Below are 25,354 nucleotides of genomic sequence, written 5' to 3' on the forward strand. Positions count from 1 at the left end.
AGCGGATTGACATAGTTTATGAGTGAGTTCCTCATAGAATGAGCGCTTTGACTAGGAGGGGCACCCCCTCTGTTGGAGCGTTTTCACATTACTTAGGAGCAGTTCGAATCACTTCGCTTAGCCTAAACAACACTGGCTAACCCATTATCAAGTCATAGACCGTCATGGTGGATTCCATCGGGGTTGTGTTTAGCTCCTGTTGTAATTGTTGGACACATTTTTCATACCATTTTAAGGCCAGGGAGCGGTTTTGGAGTTGGTAGTGGCTGTACATGAGCAGGCGATACGCTTCCTCCCAGAGTGCATCTTCGCGTAACATCTTTTCTGCGAAAAAAATGGCTTTTTTATATTGCTGTTGTCTTGTTGCATTTTGTGCTAGTCGTTCCAAGACTTCGATATATAAAAATTGTAGTTTTTCACGGTCCTGCGTAAGCCAGTCGATTTGCTTTTTTTCCGCATAGAGCAAGTCCGTATAGCTCGCTTCTGCTAATAAGAGCCACTCATTGGACAGCTGTGGATCAAATTCGTCGATTCCTAAGCTGTAATAATAGTGAAAACGTTCAACATCAATTTGGAGAAAAGCAATATTTTGTAACTGATACATATTATTTTTCCGCTGAATGAAAAAGCTCTCTTGTCTTGCATGTCGTTGCGGCTCCAACACTTTAAGTAACGTATTTAACACCACCTTAAAATCACGATCCAAGGACTCGACACTACGATCTGGCCATAATGCCTGTGCTATTTCTTCCTTTGGTGTAAAGCGATGGCGATGGCAGTAGAGATATACGAATAATTCCTTTGATTTATCACGTTGCCATTCTTTGTCTTCCAGCTTTCGTTGTGTACGAATTAAATTTAAACTCCCGAAAAGATTTATCTGTATTTCATCATGCGGATAACTAATACTATCCTCGACCTGAAAATGATTTTGCAAAGCTAATATAGCTGGATGCTCCATCTGGCATTTTTGACTATATTGCAATAGCTCGTAAAAAACCATTCGATTGCTCGGACCAAGTATCGTTGGCCTTTGTAAGAAGTATTCATAGCCATTTGAGACACATAGTTGTGCAAACTGTTGAAAATACTGTTGAAACGGCTTCTTATTACACTCTTTCAGGGCAATCATTGATTGATAAAATAAGACATGCATCAAGCCATTGCGATCACCGCACTCGTGAAATAGTTGCTGTGTCTTCTTTAATAATTGCTTCGCTCTCCCTATTTCTTGCTCAGAAAGTATTATTTTTACTTCTGCTAAAAGAATAAGCGCTGTCATCCAAGCATCTTGAACTTGCTCCGTTTCCTGTAAGCCCAGTGCTAAGTATTTCTTAGCCGCTACCATATCTCCTAACAAATGTTTGACAATGGCTAAACCCATATATGGCTCCGCCTTCACACGAGAAATATTAATGGCATTCATGAGGGTCAACGCTTTTTCATAGGCTTGACATGCCCCATAATGATCTGGGAAATCCATTAACAGCAGAGCATGAGCCTTTCTGATATAGCCAACCGCCTCTATGAAAATAGACTTCTCTTTTAATCCTCTTCGAATACCATGCTGGGCAGCATACCAGGCTTCTTTGCCTTGACCTAACAGTGCATAAACGAAAGCTGCCAGCAGTTCACTTTCTCGATGGGTTGCAACAAGCTGAGGCGGTAATTCAAGGCGCTGCGCTAATAACTCCTTGGCCTCCCGTAGTTGTCCTGTTCGTAGTAAAACACGTACATCAACATTTGCTCGCTGTATGACATCCTCTGGCAATGCGACGTCCTCCATAAAGAGCTGTGCACCCTTGGCCTTCCCTAGATTCACTAAATTTTCAGCGTATTGCCGTTGAAGTTCTAGTAATTCCTCTTTGCGCAATGGTGTATGTTTCGCTAGCTCTAATGCTTTCTCGAGATATGGCTCTGCTAAAGCAGGTTGAATGGTGTCTAAGTAAATATGGGCTATCCCAGCTTGTGACTTTGTCATAAATAGGTGATCCCGCTGCTGCTGTGCGAGGATTGCACATTTTTCATAGGATTGTTTCGCTTTCTCATAATAAGCTCGGTAGCGATGACATTCACCCTCAAAATAATTTAATTTATAAAATTTATCTTTTTCCTGTGCACTAAATCGATTGATTTTTTCGAGCAACCATTCAAATTGACCAGCCCGTACGATTGATTCTGCATGAAGCTGTAGGAGCTCTCCGCAAAAATGATGATCATTCGTTTTAAAGGCATGATACAGGACAGCTTGAATATTTTGATGTTCTACATAATACAATGCTGCTTGTTTATGAAGGTCCGCATGTTGTGTTGGATACTGTCGCCATTTCATTTCTAAAAATCGACTAAACAATGCATGAAAACGATAGTAGCCATCTGTTGTCACAGGTTGGATAAATAAATGACGCTGAGTTAATGCATTCAGCATTTGCACAATCTCAGCGCCATAAAACGCTTTTAATAGCTCCGCAGAAAAGGTAGGAAAAATCGCCAATTTTAAGATGGTCTCCTGCTCAGTAGCAGTCATCCTACTATAAACTTCCTCTGATAAATATGTGAATAGCTCATTTGTGGGAATCGTCAGCCAATGATCTAGCGAAGCATGATGCCATTGCTCTGCCAATAAGGAAATGCTAATGGCCCAGCCTTCAGTGATCTCTAATACTTTTTTCATTTCAGCCTCGGATAAATGTACATCTACATATTCTTCAAAAAACACTGCAATCTCCTCAGTTGAAAATGCCAGTTCGTCCTCTTTTATAACGAGCCATCTTTTTTGTAGCTTTAATTTCCTCATAATATCCCAATTGGGTAGTGTTCTGGAAGCCAAAATAAAATGAATGCTGGGTGGAGCAAATTCAATGATTTTTTCCATGAAATAATTAATAGGAAAAACATGATCTACTAGGTGAAAATCGTCAATCACGATGAGAAGAGGCTCATCTATATCGCAGAGGCAATTGACAAAAAGCTTATACCATCGATTGAGCTCATCCATTTTTGGAAAGCGCGATAATTGGTTCCACCCATCAAATGTATGACCAAAATTCGGTACGACGCGCTGTATACTAAAAAAGAGGTGCCTCAAAAAGGGTAATAAATTATCATCTTCATCAGAAATACTATACCAAGAAAACGTACTTGATTCGGTTGCAAGAAATTGAGTTAGAATGGTTGTTTTACCGTACCCTGCTCCACTATGCAAGAAAGTACAAGTATGATGATGACTTTTCTTTAGCGTTCGCATTAGTGTTGCTCTATTAATACAATGCGTGGATGGATTGGGGGCCATACATTTTGATTGAATAATAATATCTGCTGTCATATAAACATAACCTCCATATTTTGTAAGGTTACAAAAATTTCTACAAAAATTCAGATTATTAAATTATTGACAGTTTACCATATTTTTTATGTATTTTTATAGATTTTATCCCCATTTTTTGCTTGTGGGATGGAAGTAGAATTTAGTTGGTATTTTCTTCCCAATTTTAGTATCCTGTTATATTACTAAAATTTAGAAGGAAAGTGGCTAAATGAACCGCCTTTAAATATAGAGATTATACGAGTTCCGATTATAATGGAACTGCTTTACCGAGCGAAGGAATTTGAGTGAAGTATGGATATGTGGTTATTGCAATTCCAAAAGACTTAGTACCATTTATGAAAGAAAATTTAACAGTGGCAACTAGAAAGGCTATTCTTGCTATAAAGGAAGCATTACTTTTAGCAAAAAATTAGGCTTAAAAAAATTCCCGATTATCAACTCAATGATAATCGGGATTATTAGCTACGTTTATAGTAATTCTTTACGTAATTCAGCAGCTGATTTTGGCGAAAGTAGGCTGAATGGGATATCAAATACTGTTTTCGCACCTTTATCACCCGCTTGACTTAAACGGTGTGCTGCACGTGCATAAGCCACTAATACGCTAGATGTAAAGTTTGGATTACTGTCCAGTTTTAATGAGAATTCGAGAATTTGTTTATCGTTTGCACCACTGTCACCACTGCGAATGACAAAACCACCATGTGGCATACCAGTATGATTTGCTTTAAATTCATCTTCAGAAATGAAGTTCACTGTTGTGTCATATTCATCGAAATAGTTAGGCATTGTGACAATTTCTTGTTCAACCTTTGTTGCATCTGCACCTTCTTCTAATACAACCCAACATTCACGTGCATGTTTTTCACGTGTTGTTAGTTCAGGGTTTTCACCGTTACGAACTCGTTCTACCGCTTCTTTTATCGGTAATGTGTATTGAACAGCTTTTTTTACGCCTTCAATACGACGAACAGCATCTGAATGTCCTTGACTTAGGCCATCGCCCCAGAATGTATATGTTGTACCAACTGGTAATACTGATTCTCCAAGTAGACGATTTAAAGAGAATAGACCTGGATCCCAACCAACTGAGATAACAGATACTTTACCAGATTTTTGTGCCGCTGCATCTACAGCATCGAAAAATTCAGGAATTTTCGCATGTGTATCGAAGCTATCAATTGTATTAAACCATTGTGCAAAATGTGGACCTTGCTCTGGTAAATCTGTTGCAGAACCACCACATAAAATCATAACATCAATGTCGTTTTGGAATTTTTCAGCGTCATCTACTAAATATACGCTTGCATTGCTTGCTACGTTTACTGTTGAAGGATCACGTCGTGTGAACACTGCTACTAATTCCATATCTGGATTTTGTGAAATGGCATACTCCACACCACGTCCTAAATTTCCATATCCTACAATACCTACTCGAATTGCACTCATTAAAAATTCCTCCTAACGATTTCGCGACTTTGTGAAAACTTTCACGTTAAATCTAATTACAATAATACTTCGTGTTAGAAAAATTCACAATAGTTTGAGTATGAGTTTTTTAAAAAGAATTTATATCAGTTTTCTATGGTTTTTATCCCATAATGGTATGAATACGGTTACAAATCACTAAATTTTCCATGAACCTTAAAGTTATTGTAAAAGGCTTGTAAATAACGGCTATTTTCCCACTTAGTCTTGTACAATAACTGTAACGACAAAAGGGGGCATGTTGAATGAAAAGTACTGGTTACTCATCAAGCACAGCATTGGCACAAGGAGAACTACTTGCATTCCATATGACACAAAACTCAATGAACAAGCATAGTGAATCGATACAAAGTGGCAGTAAGCAACAAGGAGATTTTCCAACAAATAATCATTTATGTATCGGCGTTTTACCTTTTGACGTTTTAGAAAACATCCCTGACCTCTCCATCCAAAAAAACAAGGTAAATGAAGTGGACTTTTACCATAGTGGTAAGGATATCGCTCGCTGGTTAATTAAAAAAAGTGAATACAACAAAAATGGATTTGACTTCATTTAAAGAAGTCAAATCCTTTTTAATTTATAACTTATAAAATTGAATTAATTCCCTCAGCTGATCTGCACTAATAGACAACCTTTATGGAATGGTTGTTTTCATAGTACTTCCTGTGCCAGTTGTGCGAGACGATTTTTATCAATAATTTGGTAGCCTGTCTTACGCTTTTCCAATATCCTTTCATCACAAAACTGTGCCAAGACATATAGTAAATGGCGATAAGAGACCCCTAAATATTCGCAGATTTCCGTATGTTTTTCCTTGTAGACACCTTGGTCGGCTGATAATTGGATAAAGGCTGCTAAGCGATTTTCCAGCGGATAGGCCTGATTTTGTGTATATTTAGATGTCATTTTTGTCGCTTTTTCCCCTAAAAATACACAAAGTCTACGTAAAAACAAAGCATCCGCAAGTAACTTCTCCTTACATGACTGTGTAATCGAATAGCAAATTGTTTTGGTGACGGTTTGTATCCCCTTTGTATACCTAGCCTCATTTAACAATTCAATTTCCCCCATAAAAAGAGGAGCCTCTAGGTATTCAATAAGTGAAACCTTGCCATTTTTATGTGTCATATAGAGCTTCGCCTTTCCTTCTATCATGTAATACACGGTGTCTGGAAAGGAGCCTTCCTGGAAGATCCACTCCCCCTTGTCAAACTGGCGGACTTCTAAATAGGGATTGATATCAAATGAGAAAAAATCATCGATCGGATATTTTTCAAGATAATGGGTACGGGCTTCAGCTGTTAAAATATGCATTTTTTACTCTCTCCTATAAAAAATATGAGATATCTCACATTATTGTAGCGATGAACATGCTATTATTCAACATAGTTAATGGAGGTACGGAAATTATATGAACAATCAACGATGGCTTTCTCAGAATTTCTTTACATTTTTTATCACTTGGGGCATTTTCTTACCCTACTGGACAGGTTGGCTGGTGGATGCGAAACATCTAACCGTCTCGCAGGCAAGTGTAGTGATGGGCTGTGGGCTCCTAGCTCGTGCCACATCCAATCTCTTCTTCTTCCCAACACTTGCAAAATACGTACACAATAAACGACTCATTACAATTTTAGCAATAGGCTCGTTGCTAACTGCCTTGCTCTATATTCCAAGCACAGGCTTTACAGCATTATTAATCGTGACCATTTTATTTAGTGTTTTTTACCCAGCGCTATTACCTGCTGTGGAAAGCAGTGCCGCTACGCTTGTGCAGTATGGCAATATTCATTATGGTAAAAGCCGTTCCTATGGTTCATTTGGCTTTGTCATCGCTGTTTTAATTATTAGTATGCTGACAGGCATTTTTGGAAAGAACATCATCTTCTGGAGCATGATTATAGGGTTGGTGGGCATGTTACTTATGCAACAATTAGCAACACCAAAGGAATTACTCGTAGTACCAACAAAAGAACAGCGTGCAAAATCATTGTCGATGAAAACACTATGGACTATCAAAGGCTTCCCGATTGTTTTATTCATCGTAATCTTGCTACAGGGTGCACATGCCTCCTATTATAGCTACGGTTATATTTATTTAGAAGATTTACAGGTTGATCCATTCTATATGGGTATGATTATTAATATCGCTGTTATTTGCGAAATTCTTTACTTTATGAAGGCTGATACGTTATTGACGAAATGGCGCTCATCATCCTTATTACTCTTAGCAGCGAGCGGCTCTTCCCTACGTTGGTTACTTATCTTTTTGTTCCCAAATGTCTGGGTATTTATCGCTTCTCAAACCTTGCACGCATTATCCTTTGCATTAGCCCATTTTGCCTTTATTCGCTACTTAACAAAAGCGCTACCAAAGGAACAAATCCCCAATGCACAAGGTTTATACTCTGCATTAGCTATGGGCTTAAGTACCGCCATCCTTACATTTTTAGGTGGCTATTTATACGAAATATCACCAGGTCTGTCCTTCGCAGCCATGCTCATTTGTACAATACCAGCCATCGCTATTTTGCTAATGACACGCAAAAAATATCAATATTAAACAAAAAGCAGGTGGAGAACTTCCCACCTGCTTTAATTATTTCGGATAATAGGAAAAACCAGGATATTTTACAACCGGCCATTTTTCTTTTCTGAGAGCCTCAAGCAGCTCAGGACCGACCTGTAAATTACTTTGCACCAATTCTGTCGGCGTTAACGCCATCCATTGATTTAAGGATACATCCTGGAATCGATCACTTTTAAACATTTCTAAAAACCATAATGGCTCTGTTCCAGTATTTTCAATATAATGCCCCGTCGCAAATGGGACATAGCCAACATCTCCCGCCCGATAATCAAATGTTCGAGCCGTTCCATTCCCTGTGAAAACTGTCATACGGCCTTTTCCTTGCAGATAATATTGCCATTCATCGTTGTTAGGATGCCAATGCAACTCCCGCATCGCCCCTGGCTCAATTTCCACCAGTGCAGCCGCGATATTTTTAGAAATTGGGAAATTAGTCGAATCGACAATGCGCACACTGCCTCCAGGTGTTTTTAATGGAGGCTGTGCCAACAGACGATGTTTAAAGGTTTGCGGAACCTCCCCATAAGGAGATTGCACTTTCTGAGAATCAATTGGCCCCGGAACCCGATCCTGATAAATATATACCTGTTCACTCGGGATGTGATCGAAAGCATGAATAGGAACCCCAAAATTCGCTGATAACACTTCTTTTGGCGTATGAGCAAACCAATCTGAAATTGACAGTGTGTTCAGATCGGAGAAATGCCCATCATCAAATACTAATAAGAATTCACAGCCATCCTCAAGTCCTTGAATGGAATGAGGAATGCCAGGTGGAAAATACCATAAATCACCGGGTCCCACATCCGCTATAAAGTTACAACCATTCTGATCGACAGCTGTAATGCGAGCATGACCAAGCAGCATATAAGACCACTCTGCCTGTTGATGCCAGTGCAGCTCACGTACGCCCCCTGGTGTCAAACTCATATTCACACCCGCCAAAGTCGTAGCAATCGGTAATTCACGAACCGTAATTTCCCGTGACCACCCACCTTGATTTAAGGTCATATGCGTGTCTGAAAACGAGAATCGTAAATTAGGAATCAAACCCGCATCAGTCGTTGGTGGCACTAGCATATCAGGGTTTTCTAAGTCCCTCATAATATCCCGTGGCCCCTTATCCACCCCTCCAGCCCCATCACCTCGAATAGGCTGAGGCACCTGAAAATAACCCGGTGGCAAATTTTCCAATCGTTCACCTCTTTATGTTTGTAATCAAAATAAAATACTTCTATTCTTCTAAAATGTATGGATACACAGCTTGGATTATTCACTTTCTTTTCTGGCAGTGGGTTGGCTACTAAGCATAGATACTTTATTGAGAGAGGAGCTTGCTATATTGATCACTTTTCGCTAATTTTCGAGCGGGTTCTTCAGTTGTTTGATCACTTCTCATCTACTTTGGAGTGGATTCCTTACTTGTTTGATCGTTTCTCAACCACTTTAGAGCGGGTTTCTCACTTCTTTGATCACTTAGAGCAACCTTCTCTCGTTTCCCTAACTTCAGGACAAGCCCTTATTTACTCTTTCGTCCAATAGCCTCCACCACACATTCATGTAGGATTTGTAAGCCTTCCTGTAATTCTTCATAGGTTGCATAGGCGTAGGATAGACGAATATGATGATGATCTTGTGGATCATAGATATAGCCGGGATTGATTAATACTTGCCGCTGCAACAGCTTCATAAAGAAGTCTTTATCTACAAGCGGCTCATGAAACTTGAGCCAAATATAAAAGCCTCCCCTTGGTTTGCTCCAATTCGCCACATCTGTAAACTTCTCCTTTAAAAGCTGTTCCGTAAAATCGGCTCGCTCCTGTAATTGTTGACGTAATCCTGCGAGATGCTTTTCATATTTTCCTGATTGCAGCCAATGTAGGACAATTTCCTGAGAAATGGCACTTGAGCCATAGTCTGTTTGCATTTTTATATCGGCTAATCGCTCAATCACAGTGGTTGGACCGATGAGCCAGCCAATGCGTAACCCTGGGCTTAAGGTTTTAGAGACGCTGCCAATATAAAGAACTTGTCCGCTATTATCCATGGCCTTAAGCGGCGGTGATGCCTCTTCAAAAAGCAATTCATGATAAACATCATCTTCTACAATTGGAATCCGTGATGCCTGACAAGCTTCATATAGCTGTTCTTTTTCTCTTGTTGTCCATACATGACCTGTTGGATTATGTAAAGTAGGAATGGCATAAAACACGGCTTGTTTCTTTCGTTTCCTTTGCGCTAATGTTTGAGCAAGCTGTACATCGCGTTCAATGCTAATCATTTGCATGCCAACTGACTGAAAAGGGTGAACAGAATTTAAGTAGGAGGTTGGCTCCTGAAACACAATAGACCCTTGCTCTAATAAGCCAACAGCAATTAATTGTAGTGCCTGAAGTGCACCTGAAACAATACAGACGTTTTGAGGTTCAGCAGGAATGCCTCTTTTTGAACATATTTACAAATAGCTTTACGAAGCTGATCATTACCTTGTGGCGAAGAGTAGCCTAATGCTTTCGGTTGAAAGGATAGCTCTCGCAGTGAAGCTTCTATTTCCTCGGTAGGCAACAAACTGGGTGCTAGCTCTCCCGTTCCTAAACGAATTACATCCTCGCGCTGTTCGTATTCGTTAATTAATTGGATGGTGTGGTAGTTTGGCTTGTGGATGCTTGTTTCGATATAAGTTTGCCAATTCGGCTGTGTTTGTTGGATTAATGCATGCCAGGAATTGTGCGTAACATAAACACCAGAGCCTACCTTTGCTTCAAGAATGCCCATTGCTTTTAATTCCTCCAAAGCCTGCTGAACTGTGCTACGATTCACATCGAACTGCATGGCCAGCTGTCTTTGGGTAGGTAGTTTTGTCCCTGCCGCCCAGTCTCCTCGCTCCACATTGGCTGTTATCCACTGTACAATCTGCTGCTGTAATGTATTATCACTTCGTCTATTCGGCTGCCAGCTCATGTTCCTTCTCCTTCCATGCAATGAAATTGGGTGGATAAAAAACCATCCAATTGGTCGTTTTCTTTTAGTTATACCATATCTAAAATAAGTAAAGAAAGGAGGAATGGTCATTGGAAGCTTTTCTTCATGGGATCATTTTAGCATTTGGACTCATTTTGCCATTAGGTGTACAAAATGTTTTTGTTTTTTCACAAGGTGCTACACAACCAAGTTTATTACGCGCTTTGCCAGCAGGTGTGACTGCTGCGATCTGTGATACACTGCTTATTCTACTTGCGGTATTCGGTCTGTCATTAATTGTTCTACAGTTTGAATGGTTGCGTATCACTTTAATGACTATTGGTATTATTTTTTTACTTTACATGGGCTATAGCATTTGGCGTTCAAATCCAGCAAACACTGAAAATAGCGAAGCATTGCCTATAAAAAAACAAATTCTCTTCGCACTCTCTGTATCACTTCTAAATCCACATGCTATTTTAGATACAATCGGTGTTATTGGTACTAGCGCATTAAAATATAGTGGAACCGAGCAAATAATGTTCACTGTTGCTTGTGTGTTCATTTCCTGGCTATGGTTTTTCGGTCTCACATTGACTGGCGCCTCGTTCAAAAAACTAGACGGCTCTGGAAAATTGATGCGACTATTTAATAAATGCTCCGCCGTCTTTATTTGGGCCACAGCATGTTATCTGGCAAGTGGCTTATTTTAACGTACATAGAAAAAGCTCAGGAGGTAACCCTGAGCTTTTCTTTTATAGAGAAACAAATAAAGTGAGCTTTTCATTAAACAATGCCGTCTCAATGGATTTTGCATGAGACCATTGCTCACCATAATGAATAGCTTTGACTAATACATTTTCTTGTAATAAAGCTTCGTGCTGCTGAATCATGAAAAGTACCCCTGCACTACCATTAAAGGCAATCGATACATATTGCGCCACTGGTAGCTGCCATTTTTTTCGTGCATCTTGTATTGTACGAATTAATTCTCGTATTTGCCCTTCTTGTAGTAAGCTCTCTGTAAGTTGAACACTCATCAAGACACGGCAAGTGCTATCCTCCGCTAAAATATAATGGTCCTTGACGATTGATTCAGCTATTACATGTTCTCTTAATAATGTTAGCTGTTGACCGTCCATCATGAGATCCACAGTTTCATGATGTTGTAGCCTTTGTTTCTCTTCCTCTGTTAATGCCAACACATACTCTTTTACTTGATGAACCTTTGGACCAAATGCCGCTCCCGCTGTTTTAAAATTCAATTTATAATGCACGCTTTCATAGGCTAAAAAATCATGTGTCCATCTACAAGCTTTGATGTTTAACTCATCCTGAATGAGTTCGCTATAGGCTTGGTAATCCGACAGTTCACCTTTTAGGGCAACAATGAGTTCACTTAAAGGCTGCTTGACCTTTATTCCCTGACTATTGCGAATACTACGTCCAAGTTCCACAACTGTTAAGACCGTTGCCATTTCTTGTTCAAGCTTCACATCCACTAGTTGATCGTCGAATATTGGATATTCCTCAAGATGAACACTTTTTCCACATAGTTGACGGTAGATATCCTCTGCTATAAATGGTGTAAACGGTGCTATTAATTGACAAATGGATGTCAGTGCCTCGTAAAGTGTGCTAAGTGCACCTCGTTTATCTGCTGTCATTCCATTTGCCCAAAATCTAGCACGTGAACGACGTATATACCAATTGCTTAACTCTTCCACCAATTGACCAATTTCCCTTGTAGCCTGTGTAAATTGATAATCATCCATAGAGGTTGTGACAAGCTGGATAGTGTGATGTAAGCGGGACAATATCCAATGATCTAGCTGTGAACGTGTACCTGTATTTGTAGCATCATACGTAAAATTATCGATCTGGGCATACATGTCATAAAATTTAAACGTATTGTCGAGTGTATCCACCAGCTTAGATTTCGCATCTAAGACAATTTTCTTCGAAAAACGCTTTGGATTCCATGGTGAGCTATCAACTAAAAATGCCCAACGTAGAGCATCTGCTCCATACTCCTGGATTAACTCAACAGGCTCTAATGCATTGCCTTTACTTTTGGACATCTTCTGTCCATGCTCATCGAGTACATGCCCTAACGATAGCACATTTTTATAAGGTGGTTTTCCTGTAAACAAGGTCGATACTGCTAATAAGCTATAGAAAAATCCTCGCGTTTGGTCGATGCCCTCAATGACCACATCTGCTGGAAACTGATGATGAAAGTTCGCTACGTCTTCAAAAGGATAATGCTGTTGGGCAAATGGCATCGAGCCACTGTCAAACCAAACATCGATAACTTCAGGCGTACGTTTCATGTCGCCCTGGCAGACAGGACAGGTACAGACAATAGCATCTATAAATGGCTTATGGAGCTCTAATTGTTCATTGACAGCTCCTTTGGCTAATTGTTGTAGCGCAGCAACACTGTTAGGTGCCTCCTCATGATTACAATCCTGACAGATCCACACATTGAGTGGTGTCCCCCAATAACGATTACGACTAATATTCCAATCCACTAAGTTTTCTAGGAAGTTGCCAAATCGTCCATCCTTAATATGGCTAGGGTACCATGTCACATGCTGATTATTTTGTAAAAGCTGCTCTTTTAATGCCGACATTTTGATAAACCAGCTATCTGTTGCATAGTACAATAATGGTGAATCACAGCGCCAGCAATGCGGATAGCTATGCTCATATTTTTCTTTAGCAAATAAAAGCTCTTTTGCTGCAAGCATTTTAATGATATCGACATCACAATCTTTCACAAATCGTCCAACAAGCTCAGGTACCGCTTCTGTATAACAGCCTTTAAGATCAACTACATTGACAAAGGACAAGCCATGTTGCTGTACCGTTTTATAATCGTCCTCTCCATAAGCAGGTGCTATGTGTACAATTCCTGTTCCACTATGCTCTGTCACATAATCTGCCATGACAATGATATGCCCTTTATCGACGGTTACATAGGAAAATGGCGATATATAGGAAACACCTGCAAACTCCTGTCCGTCATGCTCACTTAATATTTCTACAGGCTCTGAAAAAACCTTTGATACCAATGATTTGGCTAGTATATAGATGTTGTTTGCATGCCTTACACGGACATATCGAAGAGCAGGATTCATAGCCAAGGCTACATTGGCTGGTAATGTCCAAGGCGTCGTTGTCCAGCCTAAGATATATTCGTCTCGATCCTCTAGCTTAAACATTGCAGTAACGGATAAATCCTTAACATCCTTATAGCCCTGTGCCACCTCATGAGAGCTTAAGGAAGTTTGACAGCTAGGGCAATAAGGTGAAACGCGATGTCCTTTGTATAACAGTTTTTCCTTGTGAACATGGCTTAAAATATGCCACACAGATTCAATATAGTCATTACTTAATGTTAGGTAAGGATCATCCATGTCAAGCCAGTAGCCAAGCTGCTCTGTAAAAGTACGCCATTTTTGCTCATAGGTAAAAACGCTCTTCTTACATGCTTGAATAAATTGCTCCACCCCATAGTTCTCAATCTCCTGCTTTCCTGAGATTCCTAATGCCTTTTCTACCCCTAATTCCACAGGCAACCCATGTGTATCCCAACCTGCTTTGCGTTCAACTAAATAGCCTTGCATTGTTTTATAACGTGCCACCACATCTTTTATGGTTCTACCAAATGCATGGCCAACATGTGGTAAACCATTCGCTGTTGGGGGTCCCTCATAAAATACAAAGGGCTGCTGTTCAGCACGATTACTTACGGATTTGGCGAAGGTCCCTTCTTGCGCCCATAATGTACGAATCCTTGTTTCTCGTTCAACCGTTGTTTCTTTCTTTTGTTCTTTCTGCATATTAGTTCCTCCTATACAAGCAAATTTGTATAAAAGGCATACAAAAAACCCCGTCCCAAGGAAAAGGGACGGGGTTAACCGCGAATACCACCCTAATTCTATTGACACGATGGCCAATAGCACTCAGCAACGTACAATCATACGTGTTCTTTTTAACGGTAGACACCCGGATTAGCTTACTCCATTCAGCTAATCTTCTCAGAGAGGATTTTCATGTAACACCTGCACACCGACTTCCACCAAATGTCGGCTCTCTGTAGAACAAAATGAAACACTACTCTTTCTCATCAACGAATTTGTATGCTTTTATTGTCCTTCATCTTAGCAAATTACCAATTGTCTGTCAACGGTGGACAATCTTAAAAAATTTCGTTGAGACAAGTGGCAATACTTTAATGGAGATCAGCATATTGTGGCTGTTGAATGGTTTGAATCAAAAAGCTCTTCAGCAATGTTTTACTATTGAATAGCACGAGAATGTCTAGCTTCTTGTTAGGGAGATTCCTTTACTATTTTCATTTCTACGATATCCTTATAATCAATGAATGGCTGAGCGTCATCGTTCCCAATCGACTGTCTATATTGAACTTCTACTCGATCACCAACTGATAGTGTTTGCGGGACATCCACTAGAGGAAACCATGTACCATTACTATGTTTTTGCACTAATTCATCGACAGATTTTTGCCCAACCTCGCTAGCCAAGACGCCTGAGACAACTAAAAATTCATGTTCCTTGATCGCTAAGACGGTTCCACTTCTGATGAGCTTCATTTGGCTGTCCTTTTCAGGGATTTTATATTTTTCTCGTAAGGAAGCAATGTCTTTATGATAATGTTGTTCTAAATAATTCATGGCTTCTTGCTCGACAAACCATGTACGAATGGGACTACTTACATCCTTATAATCGGCTTGGCTTGCCTCCCATAACAAGTCAAATGTAGCCATTTTATAGGCAATTGGCTTGCCATAGTTCTCTATAAACCCTTCGTTTGTGACTTGCAACATTTGCAGAAACTTATCATAAGTTGGCCGAGTATCATCCTCATAGCTCCACTCTTCCATGAACTGTTCGAGTGCCTTATCTACTTGCTCTTGTGTAGGTACTAGTTTTTTCGATTGCGCATAAGCAAAGGTCGATTCAAAATATAAAAAATTATCAAAACTTGCCTTATATAAACGATTCTTTCCGTTCATAAAAGAATCAAGTTGTAAATATAGCTCTAAAATCCGCTCATCTAATACGGGTGGAATAGTAGAAGCTTGCTGTTGTTGTTCATTATATTGCTGATATATAAACAGCCCTATGCAGACACTTAAAATCATAGCCAAAACACCATATGTCCAGCGTTTTGCAGATTTTTTTTCTTGGCGTTGCTGTAAATGCTGAACCACATTTGTCATCACACGCTTTTTACTTTCTGATAAATCCTTTACTACGCGAGCATCCATTTTACTCATGCAGGAGCACCTCCCATTCAACATGCTGTAATTGTAGCTTCAATAACTCTCGCCCACGACGTAGCCTTGTTTTGACGGTGCTTTCAGGAATCGTTAACAGCTCTGCAATATCTACCACAGGCATTTCTTCAAAATAAAAATGTATAATGACCTCTCGCTGTTTGAAAGGGAGAGCTAGAATCGCATTTTCAATCAAAGTACGTTCATCATGCTGTACAAGCATATCTCTTCTCATAACGGTTTGCTGCGGAAAAATCTTCTGTTGCACTTGAATTTTCCGATAGGTCCAGCTGCGTAAATAATCTTTACTTCGATTACTAACTAATTTCGATAAATACGCCTTTAGCTCCCCACGTTCCTCATAGTTTTGCTGATTATCATAGAATTTAATAAAGACATCCTGTACGATATCTTCAGCACTTTGTAAATCTCTCACATAGTAAAAGGCAAGACGAATAAGCCTCTCTGTATGCTGTTCCATTATTTTTTCCAGTTCATGAATTAGCAACATTCTTCCTCCTCTCTACCCTATAAACGGTGCTCCCGGCTTCGAGGTTTGCTTTTTTTGTCATTTACTCCAAATCATTGTCAGTAAATGGTGTAATCACTTGTTTTTCCGTTGAAGATAACACGATATTAGTAGAAGGTGTGCCATAGGGCATAGCCGCATCAATAAATTGTTCTAATGTTTCTACTGAATAGGTCGCTAATTTAACAATATAGCTAATTTCCCCAGCCACTCGATAACATGCCAAAACATCAGGATGAGCATTACAAAATGAAGAAAGACTTTTACAATCAATGGACTTAAATAAAATAATGGCTTCAATCGTACGCTCCATCTTTTTCAGATTTACCTTTGCATGATAGCCCTCAATCACACCCTGCTCCTCTAGCTTTCTGATTCTTTCAATAACGGCAGGAGAGGATAAATGAACGGTAGTGGCTAATTCCTTCATAGAGATTTTGGCATTTTGCTGTAACTGCTGTAATATTTGTGTATCAATATGATCCATGGTCCTTCACCTTTCTAAATAAATTATTTATGACATAATACCTTTTCAAATAAAGTTTTTTACCTAAAATCCATTATACAACGTATGTAATCTTTTCTCCCTTTTGTTTACAATAATATCAATAAAGGAGGCAAATCAAACATGAAAAAAATATTGTTACTATTAGCAAATGGCTTTGAAGCGGTGGAGGCAAGCGTCTTTACTGATGTGCTCGGCTGGAATAAGTGGGAAGGTGATGGTACAACAGATGTGGTTACGGTCGGCCTGCATGAACAGCTGCAATGCACCTGGAATTTTAAAGTCACTCCTGAAAAATTGCTCCATGAAATTGTATTAGAGGATTTTGATGCATTAGCGATTCCTGGAGGCTTTGAGGAAGCCGGTTTTTATGAGGATGCGTTTAGCGAGGAATTTCAGGCAGTCGTTCGTCACTTTGATGAACAGAAAAAACCGATTGCAACAATCTGTGTAGCTTCTCTTATTTTAGGCCACAGTGGAATTCTTCAGCATCGTCAAGCAACAACCTATAATCATCCAACAAGTAAACGTTTAGCACAGCTAAAGGGCTATGGTGCAGCAATTGTCAACGAGCGCATTGTGCAAACTGATCATATCATCACCTCCTCCAATCCAGGAACAGCCTTTGATGTTGCCTTTCGCTTACTAGAAACTCTAACATCTGCTCCAAACACAGCGAAAGTAAAAGAATTAATGGGCTTCCACTAAAGCATAAAAAAGTAGGCTTATACCAATATACTTGGCATAAACCTACTTTTTGTATTATTTACTTACTGGTGCTGTTTCTGATGCACTTAAATCCATTTCCTTTGCATTGTCTAGCACATCTTTTGGAATCGTAATTGTCGTTACCGCATTGAAATCATGATATTTGATCGTTGTTTGCTGTCTTGTTTTGATCGAATTGCCTTCTACTTGCATCTTTAATGTCATGTCCATAGCAATTTCTTCTACATCGAATGTTTCTTTATTAATCAATAATTTATATGTGAGACCATCAAAGGAAATATTGCCTAATTGTGCCTCTAGATCCGCTTCCATTCCTAAATCCATTGCGCCAAGCTGCTGCTTCACTAGCTCTGTGAATTTATCGCCAGAGCCTTTTAATGTTAATTCATAACGGTTTGCTGATTCTACTAATGTAAAATCTTCAGCAAATGCTTGTAGCATCTCCAATTGTTCAGTTGCATCTGGCTGCATCCCTGTTTGGCTCAGTACATCTTCAAATAATTGTTTCGGGAACTTTACCCAGGCCTTTTGTTCTGCCTCATACATATACATACCATCTTTAGCCGTCATATACATTTTAATTGGCAAATTAATCGCTTCACCACTTGTTGGATCTGTTAAAGCCATTGAACCATCAGCAAAGAATTGCATTGGCTCTGTAACAATTTCCATCTTCATGTTGCCTTTAGAATCCATTTTCATGGTTTCCTTACCATCGTTTGCCTCTACTGTCTGAGAGATCGTCATGGTAGCCTTCATGCTTTTTAGCTCTTTTTGCTTGGCTAATGTTTTCGTAAATACTTCCTCTAACAAAGCACTATCCTTTGTTGTAGTAGGTTGTTCTTCTGTTACTTGCTCCTCTTTAGGCTCTTCCTCTTTTACTTCTGTTGTAGGCTGCGTATCCTCAGCTAAGCCTAATGCGTTCACAATAAATGTTGCTAACTGACCACGAGTAACATTTTTATCTACACCAAATTCTGTGGCAGTTACACCCTTCGCAATGCCTGCCTCATACAGAGCTGTTACTGCATCTGCAAATGGACTATCTTGCTGTACATCTGTGAATGGACTTTTACCTTCTGCTGTTAAACCTGCAGCCTCTGCTACCATTAATGCCATTTGACCACGAGTAATTGTGTCATCTGGACGGAATGTATCATCCTCATAGCCTTGTACAACGCCAAGATTAACTAATGTAACAATCGCTTTATAGTATGGGCTAGATGAGTCGACATCCTTGAAATTCGGATTCTCGACAGCCGTATCCGTTGTAGTTAGATGAAAAGCACTTGCTATCATCTTTGCTGCTTGTCCACGTGTCACATCCTTTGAAGGCTTAAATGTACCATCTGGAAAACCATTAATGATGTCTGCTGCATGCAATGTAGAAATACTATTAAAATGCGCATAATCCTCACTCACATCTGAAAATGGACTAGCCGCCGATACAGGTACTACCGCAACAGCAGTAACCGCCATTGCAGCTGTTGCCGCTGTATAAAACTTATGTTTTTTCTTTGTCATAATCAATCGTCCCCCGTTTATGTAAATTTAATGCTTACCTATTAATTTTAGCGAAAGAATTGGAAAAATGCTAGGTTCATTGGAAATTAAATTATAATTATCCATTAAATCCGTCATTTGGTGCTATTTATACATATTTTGGTCACTTCTATCCAACACTCTCTTAATAAATAAAAAAACCGACCTCCTAAGAGATCGGTTTTATGGTGATGATTACTCAGCAGCTTTTGCGCGTAGAACCATTTGTAGGATACCACCATGGCGGTAGTAGTCTACCTCTACTTCTGAGTCGAAACGAGCTAAAGCTTGGAAAGTTTTAACTGTGCCGTCTTCAGATTTAGCAGTTACTGTTAAGATTTCACGTGGTTTTACGTTGTCAGTAATGTTAACAGAGATTTCTTCTTTACCAGTTAAGCCTAATGTATCAGCAGATTCACCTGGCATAAATTGAAGTGGAAGAACACCCATCATTACTAGGTTAGAACGGTGGATACGCTCGTAAGATTGTGCGATAACAGTTTTCACGCCAAGTAGGAATGTACCTTTCGCAGCCCAGTCACGAGAAGAACCCATACCGTAGTCGTTACCAGCAAGTACGACTAAGCCAGTACCTTGCTCTTGGTATTTCATACATGCGTCATAGATGTACTCTACTTCGCCTGTTGGCCAGTAAGTAGTGAATCCACCCTCTGTACCAGGAGCAACTTGGTTACGGATACGGATGTTTGCAAATGTACCACGCATCATTACTTCGTGGTTACCACGACGAGAACCGTAAGAGTTGAAGTCACGGATTGCAACACCGTTTTCAATTAAATATTTACCTGCAGGTGTATCTTTACCGATTGCACCAGCTGGAGAAATATGGTCAGTTGTGATTGAGTCACCGAACTTCGCCATAATGCGTAAGCCGTCTAAGCCTTTAATAGCTTCTGGCTCTTTTGCAAGACCTTGGAAGAATGGTGGGTTTTGGATGTAAGTTGATTTGTCATCAAATGTGTATAGAGACTCAGTTGATGTTTCAATTGCATTCCATTTTTCGTTCGCTGTGAATACAGTTTCGTATTCTTTTTGGAATAACTCACGGTTAACAACAGTACCTAATACTGCATTAACTTCTTCAGTTGATGGCCAGATATCAGCGAAGAATACTTCGTTACCATCTTTGTCTTTACCGAATGAATCTTTTTGTAGATCGATATCCACTGTACCAGCAAGTGCGTAAGCAACAACAAGTGGTGGTGAAGCTAAGTAGTTAGCTTTTACAAGTGGGTGTACACGACCTTCAAAGTTACGGTTACCAGAAAGAACTGAAGTTACGAATAAGTCATTTGCTTTAATTGCTTCTTCGATTTCAGGTAATAATGGACCTGAGTTACCGATACATGTTGTACAACCGTAACCTACAGTGTTGAAACCGATTTGGTCAAGGTATGTTTGTAAACCTGAATCTTCAAGGTAACCAGTTACAACTTTAGACCCTGGTGCTAAAGAAGTTTTTACCCATTTCGGCACTGTTAGACCTTTTTCTACAGCTTTTTTCGCCACTAAGCCCGCAGCAATTAATACGTATGGGTTAGAAGTATTTGTACAAGAAGTGATTGCAGCAATCGCAACAGCACCTGTTGGAATTTCTACATCGCCTTCAGCGAATTTCGCTACAGAAGTTTTTTCGAATTCATCTTCTGTTAAACCGAAACCTTGTGTACCTTGTGGTGCCACTACTGCTTCTTTGTAACGAGAACGCATTTGAGATAGTGGAATTAAGTCTTGTGGACGTTTAGGACCAGAAAGGTTTGGTTCGATTTCAGCTAAGTTTACTTCTAAAACGTCTGTGTAAACTGGCTCTAATGTTGGATCAAAGAACATGTGGTTCGCTTTTAGGTAAGCTTCTACAACCGCAATGTGCTCTTCGTCACGACCAGTCAAACGCATGTAGTTTAATGATTCTTCGTCGATTGCGAAGTAACCACATGTAGCACCATATTCAGGAGCCATGTTAGAGATTGTCGCACGGTCAGCTAGTGGTAATTTAGATACGCCAGGTCCGAAGAACTCAACGAATTTACCAACTACGCCACGTTGACGTAATACTTGTGTTACTTTTAATGCTAAGTCAGTAGCAGTTGTTCCGTTTGGAAGATCGCCAACTAATTTAACACCGATAACTTCTGGAATTGGGAAGTATGAAGGCTGACCAAGCATACCTGCTTCAGCTTCGATACCACCTACGCCCCATCCAAGAACGCCGATACCGTTGATCATTGTTGTATGAGAGTCAGTACCTACTACTGAATCTGGGAATGTTTCGAATGTGCCGTCAGCATTTTCGTTTACGTGTACAACTGGAGCTAAGTACTCTAAGTTTACTTGGTGAACGATACCTGTTGCTGGTGGTACAGCACGGAAGTTATTGTAAGCAGTTTGAGCCCATTTTAAGAAGTTATAACGCTCAGCGTTACGTTCAAATTCTAGGTCCATGTTTGCTTGTAATGCAGATGCATTACCATATTTGTCAACTTGTACTGAGTGGTCAATTACAAGGTCAACTGGAATAGCAGGGTTGATTTTGCTTGGGTCGCCGCCCATTTCTTTCATTGCAGAACGAAGAGATGCAAGGTCAACAACTACTGGTACACCAGTAAAGTCTTGTAATACAACACGAGAAGGTTTGAATGGTACTTCTGCCTCTGGGTCAGCACCGTTACCCCATTTTGCTAATTCGTTTACGTGTTCTTCTTTAATTACATAAGCATCATATTGACGTAAAACAGATTCTAATAATACTTTAATTGAGTAAGGAAGGTTTGAAACTTTTGCAACGCCAGCTTTTTCAATCGCAGCTAAGTCATAGTAATTGTAAGTTTTACCATTCACTTCGAATGATGCACGGCTGTTGTGTAAATTACCTTGTGCCATTTGCGGATCCCCCTAATATATCTTTTTGAAAAGGCTTTAAAAATGTGTAGCATCTTTTCTCCAATACCCATGATAGCGCATTTATATTCATAAGTAAATTACATTAATATTATCTTTTTTGATAAGCATAACTTATGACCTTGGTTTCTATCTTGATGTTTTTAATTTTTTGATGTGCATAATATCAAGGTTTTGTATTAATGTGGGTTTCTATACCTGTCTAACGAAGCCTATCTAAATGTATTTAACTGGGGTACGATGTGGGGTACAAACTGGGGTACGCGGACTTTTTGTAAAATGTGTACCCCAGTAGAAAATAATACAACCTTCACCCGGACAGGTACATATTAATAGTAGAAATCATAACAAAAATTATGTAGAATACTTACTTCTACTTTAAGATTATAATTAAATTCTTCGCAGTTAAACAAAAAGATCCCACATAATATGGCTATTTAAAAACTATATTAATCTACATTTATATTACTGACAAAACCTTCCAATATTGATACAATTTTATTATTACAACTCATACAAGGAGCAAATATTTATATGAAGAAACTCATTTTAAGTGCATCACTTATTTTTACACTAGCACTAACTGGATGCGGTGAAAGTGAATCCTCAAAACCAAAAGAAACTGTGAAGAAAGTATCATTAGAAGAACAAAGCAAACAATTTATAGATGAAAATTTAGAAGGGAAAACAATAGCGGATTTTACAAATAAACTACTTACTGTAAAAGATGAAAAATTGGTGGATATGATTATTCTTGGCCATAAAAATGGAAAACAATTTGAAGATGATTTTGATTTACTTGGTAGGAAAGCAACTGCTTCTGGTGTAATCACTGAATTTGTATTTGAAAGTTCAAATATTGGTCAAAAAAGAAGAAGAGAAGGTTCAACTACTGCTATACGTGCTGATAAGTTTATTATCTATATGGGCAATAGAGACATTGAAAACTACGAGTTCATTGATTACGATGAGCTCTTTGATAAAGATAAGAATAAAGAAGATTTTTTCCTTGGGGTTTATCCAGAAGAAATAACAAACTTTGCAGTAATTGATTTAGATCAAGAAGCTGAACTAACAGTTGGACAACAAATAACAGTGGAAGGGATTATTTCTAACTACGTGTTAAAGAAAGACTATTCAGATGAAAGTAAAGTCGAACAATTTAATGTCTTGTTAAATGATGCTGTATTAAAATAAAAAAATTAACCAGGTACTCATTCGAGCGCCTGGTTTTAGTTTATAGCTTCTGGAACTTTATCAAAATCAAAACCCTTAAACGATACAATTCTTAATGATCCTGATACGGTTTTCTCTAAATATTGAACTTTACAATGTAGCATTGGCTCCATCCACGTCACGTCTCTCAACCTTGATAACGATTTGTTTAGCGATTTCTTCTTAAATAGAATATTAACTTTTATTTCTATATACAAAACATCCTGATTTTCCTAAAATGGGAAATAGCAGATATGAGCAGAGAGGAAAATGTAATTGATAAATTGCCCTAATTGTTTAGCCAATAATTCATTTGAAGAAGTAAATAAAGATGGTTACTGTTTATATGTATGTGAATATTGCAATTCTGTAATTGAAAAAACACCAATTTCGAAGGAGAAAATTGTTGATGAGGCTTTGCCTTCACAAAAGATTTTTACAACTACACTCGAACAACCGCCAGAGTATAATCAAAAAAATATAGATACCTTTAATTTAATATTTATTGGTGTATTTATTTTTTGTTTTTTACTACTTTTATACTTCTTAATAGTATAATGTTAAACAAAAAGACCAGCTCGGCTAAATTTTAGCTTTGCTGGTTTTAGCGAATTTACGGAAACGAGCATTATTTACTACGCTGCTCAATAATAATCTTCAAACCTTCAAAATCCCCACCTGTCATAGTACCTCGGTCAAAATTTTCAAGCCATGACTTATCAATTTTCCCTTTATCTACAGCCTGTTTAATGTAATCACGTACTGCTGCTTTAGTTGTTGAGTTAGTGAATTTCATAATATCCTCATCCTTTTCTGTTGGTTTTCCTATTTCCATCGGCTTCATTGCTTCTTCAATTCGTTTCAAGAAACTATTCCAACGATTTTCTGCCAATATACGGTGCGGACAATACTTTCCGTTCCAATCCTGATGCTTCTTAACTCGCTCAATACTCCATCCGTATTGCTTTAAAAGCTTTGCAATGTATTGAACTGCGTTTTCCTCTGCCACTCCATAGCGAACACCACCACTTTTGCTGTAGCAAATTTCTATCCCAATAGATATTCGGTTGCCTTTTTTGTGTGAATTAGGGTCGGTGCTACCGCCGCCATCTCCACAATGCCAAGCACTTCGGTTGAATGGAATAGCTTGAATGACTTCTTTATCATCTACAGCAACATGATAAGATACTTGGTTGTTGTTTTTAATCATATATTCAATTTCGTTAAGTGCAGGTGCATCATTAGCTGTGTTGTGTACTGTGATATATTGAGGCACCATTGTATATGGCGCCTTGATTGAGTATTTATTTGCTGGTAGAAAGGTTTGTTTGAACATATAAGCCATTATTCATCATCCTTTGGTTTTTCATATTTTAATGCTTGAACACTATCGCTGACATCACTTGTTGTAGGATCAACGACAATCCCTAGCAAAATCAAAATACTTAAAATGGTATTAAAAATAGCAGTGGCTTGTTCGCCAACTGCTTCAGGTAAACTGTATCCAAATGCTGCTGTTACTTGTTGAACAAGTAATAACAAAAATGCAAAAAGTGATACTAAAAATGGTTTGTGTTTTAAACGTACTTTCCAGTTGATTTTCATTAAATTATCCTCCAAAAATAGAATTTTGTAATGCAATAAATAAAACTCCAACGACACCACTAATTGCAGCAGCTAAAAAATAACCTTTGATTTTGTCACTGTTCTGTTCCATTTTTTCAACAGATTTTTCGATTTGTTTAACACTTGAAGCTGTGTTGTACACAATTGGCTTAATTGTTGATACGTCTTTTTCTAGTTCCTGCAATCGTCTTTCATGATCAGCCACAGTAACTGCTTGTTGAAAGGTTGTTTCTTGACTCATGCCCTATTCCCTCTCCTTCGCCACTTAAAATAAAAAGCTATGAGGAGCATCGAGATTCATTAACATGTACCATTTTTTGCACATCTCGATTGCTCTCCTAGCATTTAAATGAAATAAAAAACACTCTCTGTTGAGAGTGTTAAAATAAAATAATTAAAGTTCTTCATAGGTCATTATTTTCGCATCGAAATGTCCCGTTTTTTTTGCTATTAGTGGTTTAAAAATTTCATTTTGTTCTGCAGCTGTTGAATTTTCCGGAATAACTGCCTCTACAGTAACTATTCCACTTTTTTCTTCATGCAAATCACCATAGATATATTCAATCTGATATTTCATAGTAAACTCGCCCTCCTTATCACATTACACTTCGA

Annotated in this window: 20 protein-coding genes, 1 pseudogene and 1 other annotated feature; of the genes and pseudogenes, 6 read left to right on the forward strand and 15 right to left on the reverse strand. The window is 38.8% G+C overall.

Translation table 11 applies throughout. From position 1 onward, the window contains the following. Nucleotides 1–136: 136 nt before the first annotated feature. On the reverse strand, nt 137–3,325 hold the full coding sequence (locus LBYS11_RS11945; RefSeq protein ID WP_103118213.1) for a winged helix-turn-helix domain-containing protein: 3,189 nt from the start codon (nt 3,323–3,325) through the stop codon (nt 137–139). A 287-nt stretch (nt 3,326–3,612) separates the two neighbouring features. On the opposite strand from LBYS11_RS11945, the gene LBYS11_RS23965 reads away from it, so the two are divergent. After that, nucleotides 3,613–3,741, forward strand: a complete 129-nt coding sequence (locus LBYS11_RS23965) for a hypothetical protein (RefSeq protein WP_009371726.1) — start codon at nt 3,613–3,615, stop codon at nt 3,739–3,741. 55 nt (nt 3,742–3,796) lie between these two features. On the opposite strand, the gene LBYS11_RS11950 is transcribed toward LBYS11_RS23965, so the two are convergent. Beyond that, the gene (locus LBYS11_RS11950) at nt 3,797–4,777 is read right to left on the reverse strand and encodes a diaminopimelate dehydrogenase (protein ID WP_103118214.1); all 981 of its coding nucleotides are present in this window, start codon (nt 4,775–4,777) and stop codon (nt 3,797–3,799) included. 284 nt (nt 4,778–5,061) lie between these two features. Between LBYS11_RS11950 and LBYS11_RS11955 the strand changes: the two genes are divergently transcribed. Beyond that, entirely contained in the window at nt 5,062–5,373 is a 312-nt protein-coding gene (locus LBYS11_RS11955) for a hypothetical protein (protein ID WP_048393103.1), read from the forward strand. 95 nt (nt 5,374–5,468) lie between these two features. Here LBYS11_RS11955 and yeiL read toward each other — a convergent pair whose 3' ends face one another. Further along, complete coding sequence (yeiL, locus tag LBYS11_RS11960) at nt 5,469–6,131, reverse strand: transcriptional regulator YeiL (RefSeq protein ID WP_054550251.1); 663 nt, start codon at nt 6,129–6,131, stop codon at nt 5,469–5,471. Nucleotides 6,132–6,228: 97 nt separating this feature from the next. Between yeiL and LBYS11_RS11965 the strand changes: the two genes are divergently transcribed. Further along, the gene (locus LBYS11_RS11965) at nt 6,229–7,380 is read left to right on the forward strand and encodes an MFS transporter (protein WP_103118215.1); all 1,152 of its coding nucleotides are present in this window, start codon (nt 6,229–6,231) and stop codon (nt 7,378–7,380) included. Nucleotides 7,381–7,416: 36 nt separating this feature from the next. Here the strand turns inward: LBYS11_RS11965 and LBYS11_RS11970 are convergent, their stop codons facing one another. Together LBYS11_RS11970 and LBYS11_RS11975 are read right to left on the reverse strand one after the other, a co-directional pair. Further along, nucleotides 7,417–8,601 (reverse strand): oxalate decarboxylase family bicupin, encoded by a 1,185-nt coding sequence (locus LBYS11_RS11970; protein WP_103118216.1) that lies wholly within the window; start codon nt 8,599–8,601, stop codon nt 7,417–7,419. 325 nt (nt 8,602–8,926) lie between these two features. Then, nucleotides 8,927–10,368 (reverse strand): annotated as a pseudogene (locus tag LBYS11_RS11975) (PLP-dependent aminotransferase family protein). Nucleotides 10,369–10,478: 110 nt separating this feature from the next. On the opposite strand from LBYS11_RS11975, the gene LBYS11_RS11980 reads away from it, so the two are divergent. After that, nucleotides 10,479–11,081 carry a LysE/ArgO family amino acid transporter gene (locus tag LBYS11_RS11980; protein WP_054550253.1) on the forward strand — a complete coding sequence of 201 codons (603 nt, stop codon included), beginning with the start codon at nt 10,479–10,481 and terminating at the stop codon, nt 11,079–11,081. 42 nt (nt 11,082–11,123) lie between these two features. Here LBYS11_RS11980 and ileS read toward each other — a convergent pair whose 3' ends face one another. From ileS to LBYS11_RS12000, 4 genes are all read right to left on the reverse strand, one after another. Then, complete coding sequence (gene ileS, locus LBYS11_RS11985) at nt 11,124–14,216, reverse strand: isoleucine--tRNA ligase (protein ID WP_103119083.1); 3,093 nt, start codon at nt 14,214–14,216, stop codon at nt 11,124–11,126. Nucleotides 14,217–14,277: 61 nt separating this feature from the next. After that, nucleotides 14,278–14,516: a binding site (T-box leader), on the reverse strand. Between the two features lie 192 nt (nt 14,517–14,708). Further along, complete coding sequence (locus LBYS11_RS11990; protein WP_103118217.1) at nt 14,709–15,677, reverse strand: DUF3221 domain-containing protein; 969 nt, start codon at nt 15,675–15,677, stop codon at nt 14,709–14,711. Beyond that, complete coding sequence (locus LBYS11_RS11995; protein ID WP_233731952.1) at nt 15,670–16,188, reverse strand: sigma-70 family RNA polymerase sigma factor; 519 nt, start codon at nt 16,186–16,188, stop codon at nt 15,670–15,672. The genes LBYS11_RS11990 and LBYS11_RS11995 overlap by 8 nt, the downstream gene beginning before the upstream one ends. A 61-nt stretch (nt 16,189–16,249) precedes the next feature. Continuing rightward, complete coding sequence (locus tag LBYS11_RS12000; RefSeq protein ID WP_103118218.1) at nt 16,250–16,693, reverse strand: Lrp/AsnC family transcriptional regulator; 444 nt, start codon at nt 16,691–16,693, stop codon at nt 16,250–16,252. A gap of 141 nt (nt 16,694–16,834) precedes the next feature. On the opposite strand from LBYS11_RS12000, the gene LBYS11_RS12005 reads away from it, so the two are divergent. Next, complete coding sequence (locus LBYS11_RS12005) at nt 16,835–17,419, forward strand: DJ-1/PfpI family protein (RefSeq protein WP_066037380.1); 585 nt, start codon at nt 16,835–16,837, stop codon at nt 17,417–17,419. A 54-nt stretch (nt 17,420–17,473) separates the two neighbouring features. On the opposite strand, the gene LBYS11_RS12010 is transcribed toward LBYS11_RS12005, so the two are convergent. Both LBYS11_RS12010 and acnA read right to left on the reverse strand, forming a co-directional pair. After that, nucleotides 17,474–18,964, reverse strand: coding sequence for an S-layer homology domain-containing protein (locus LBYS11_RS12010; RefSeq protein WP_103118219.1), 1,491 nt, complete (start codon nt 18,962–18,964; stop codon nt 17,474–17,476). Between the two features lie 213 nt (nt 18,965–19,177). Continuing rightward, nucleotides 19,178–21,883 carry an aconitate hydratase AcnA gene (acnA, locus tag LBYS11_RS12015; protein ID WP_048393126.1) on the reverse strand — a complete coding sequence of 902 codons (2,706 nt, stop codon included), beginning with the start codon at nt 21,881–21,883 and terminating at the stop codon, nt 19,178–19,180. 552 nt (nt 21,884–22,435) lie between these two features. On the opposite strand from acnA, the gene LBYS11_RS12020 reads away from it, so the two are divergent. Then, a complete protein-coding gene (locus tag LBYS11_RS12020) occupies nt 22,436–23,098 on the forward strand; it encodes a hypothetical protein (RefSeq protein WP_066037378.1) in 663 nt (220 codons plus the stop codon). Between the two features lie 646 nt (nt 23,099–23,744). Here the strand turns inward: LBYS11_RS12020 and LBYS11_RS12030 are convergent. The 4 genes from LBYS11_RS12030 to LBYS11_RS12045 form a co-directional block, all read right to left on the reverse strand. Further along, nucleotides 23,745–24,461: a peptidoglycan recognition protein family protein gene (locus LBYS11_RS12030; protein ID WP_066037377.1), complete on the reverse strand. Its 717-nt coding sequence runs from the start codon at nt 24,459–24,461 to the stop codon at nt 23,745–23,747. After that, complete coding sequence (locus LBYS11_RS12035; protein ID WP_066037376.1) at nt 24,461–24,721, reverse strand: phage holin; 261 nt, start codon at nt 24,719–24,721, stop codon at nt 24,461–24,463. The genes LBYS11_RS12030 and LBYS11_RS12035 overlap by 1 nt, the downstream gene beginning before the upstream one ends. 4 nt (nt 24,722–24,725) lie before the next feature. Next, nucleotides 24,726–24,983, reverse strand: coding sequence for a hypothetical protein (locus tag LBYS11_RS12040; RefSeq protein WP_066037375.1), 258 nt, complete (start codon nt 24,981–24,983; stop codon nt 24,726–24,728). A 153-nt stretch (nt 24,984–25,136) separates the two neighbouring features. Next, nucleotides 25,137–25,319: a hypothetical protein gene (locus LBYS11_RS12045; RefSeq protein WP_066037374.1), complete on the reverse strand. Its 183-nt coding sequence runs from the start codon at nt 25,317–25,319 to the stop codon at nt 25,137–25,139. Between the last annotated feature and the right edge of the window lie 35 nt (nt 25,320–25,354).

Origin of the sequence: Lysinibacillus sp. YS11 (genome assembly GCF_002896375.1) — a bacterium.
Taxonomy (GTDB): Bacteria; Bacillota; Bacilli; order Bacillales_A; family Planococcaceae; genus Lysinibacillus; species Lysinibacillus capsici.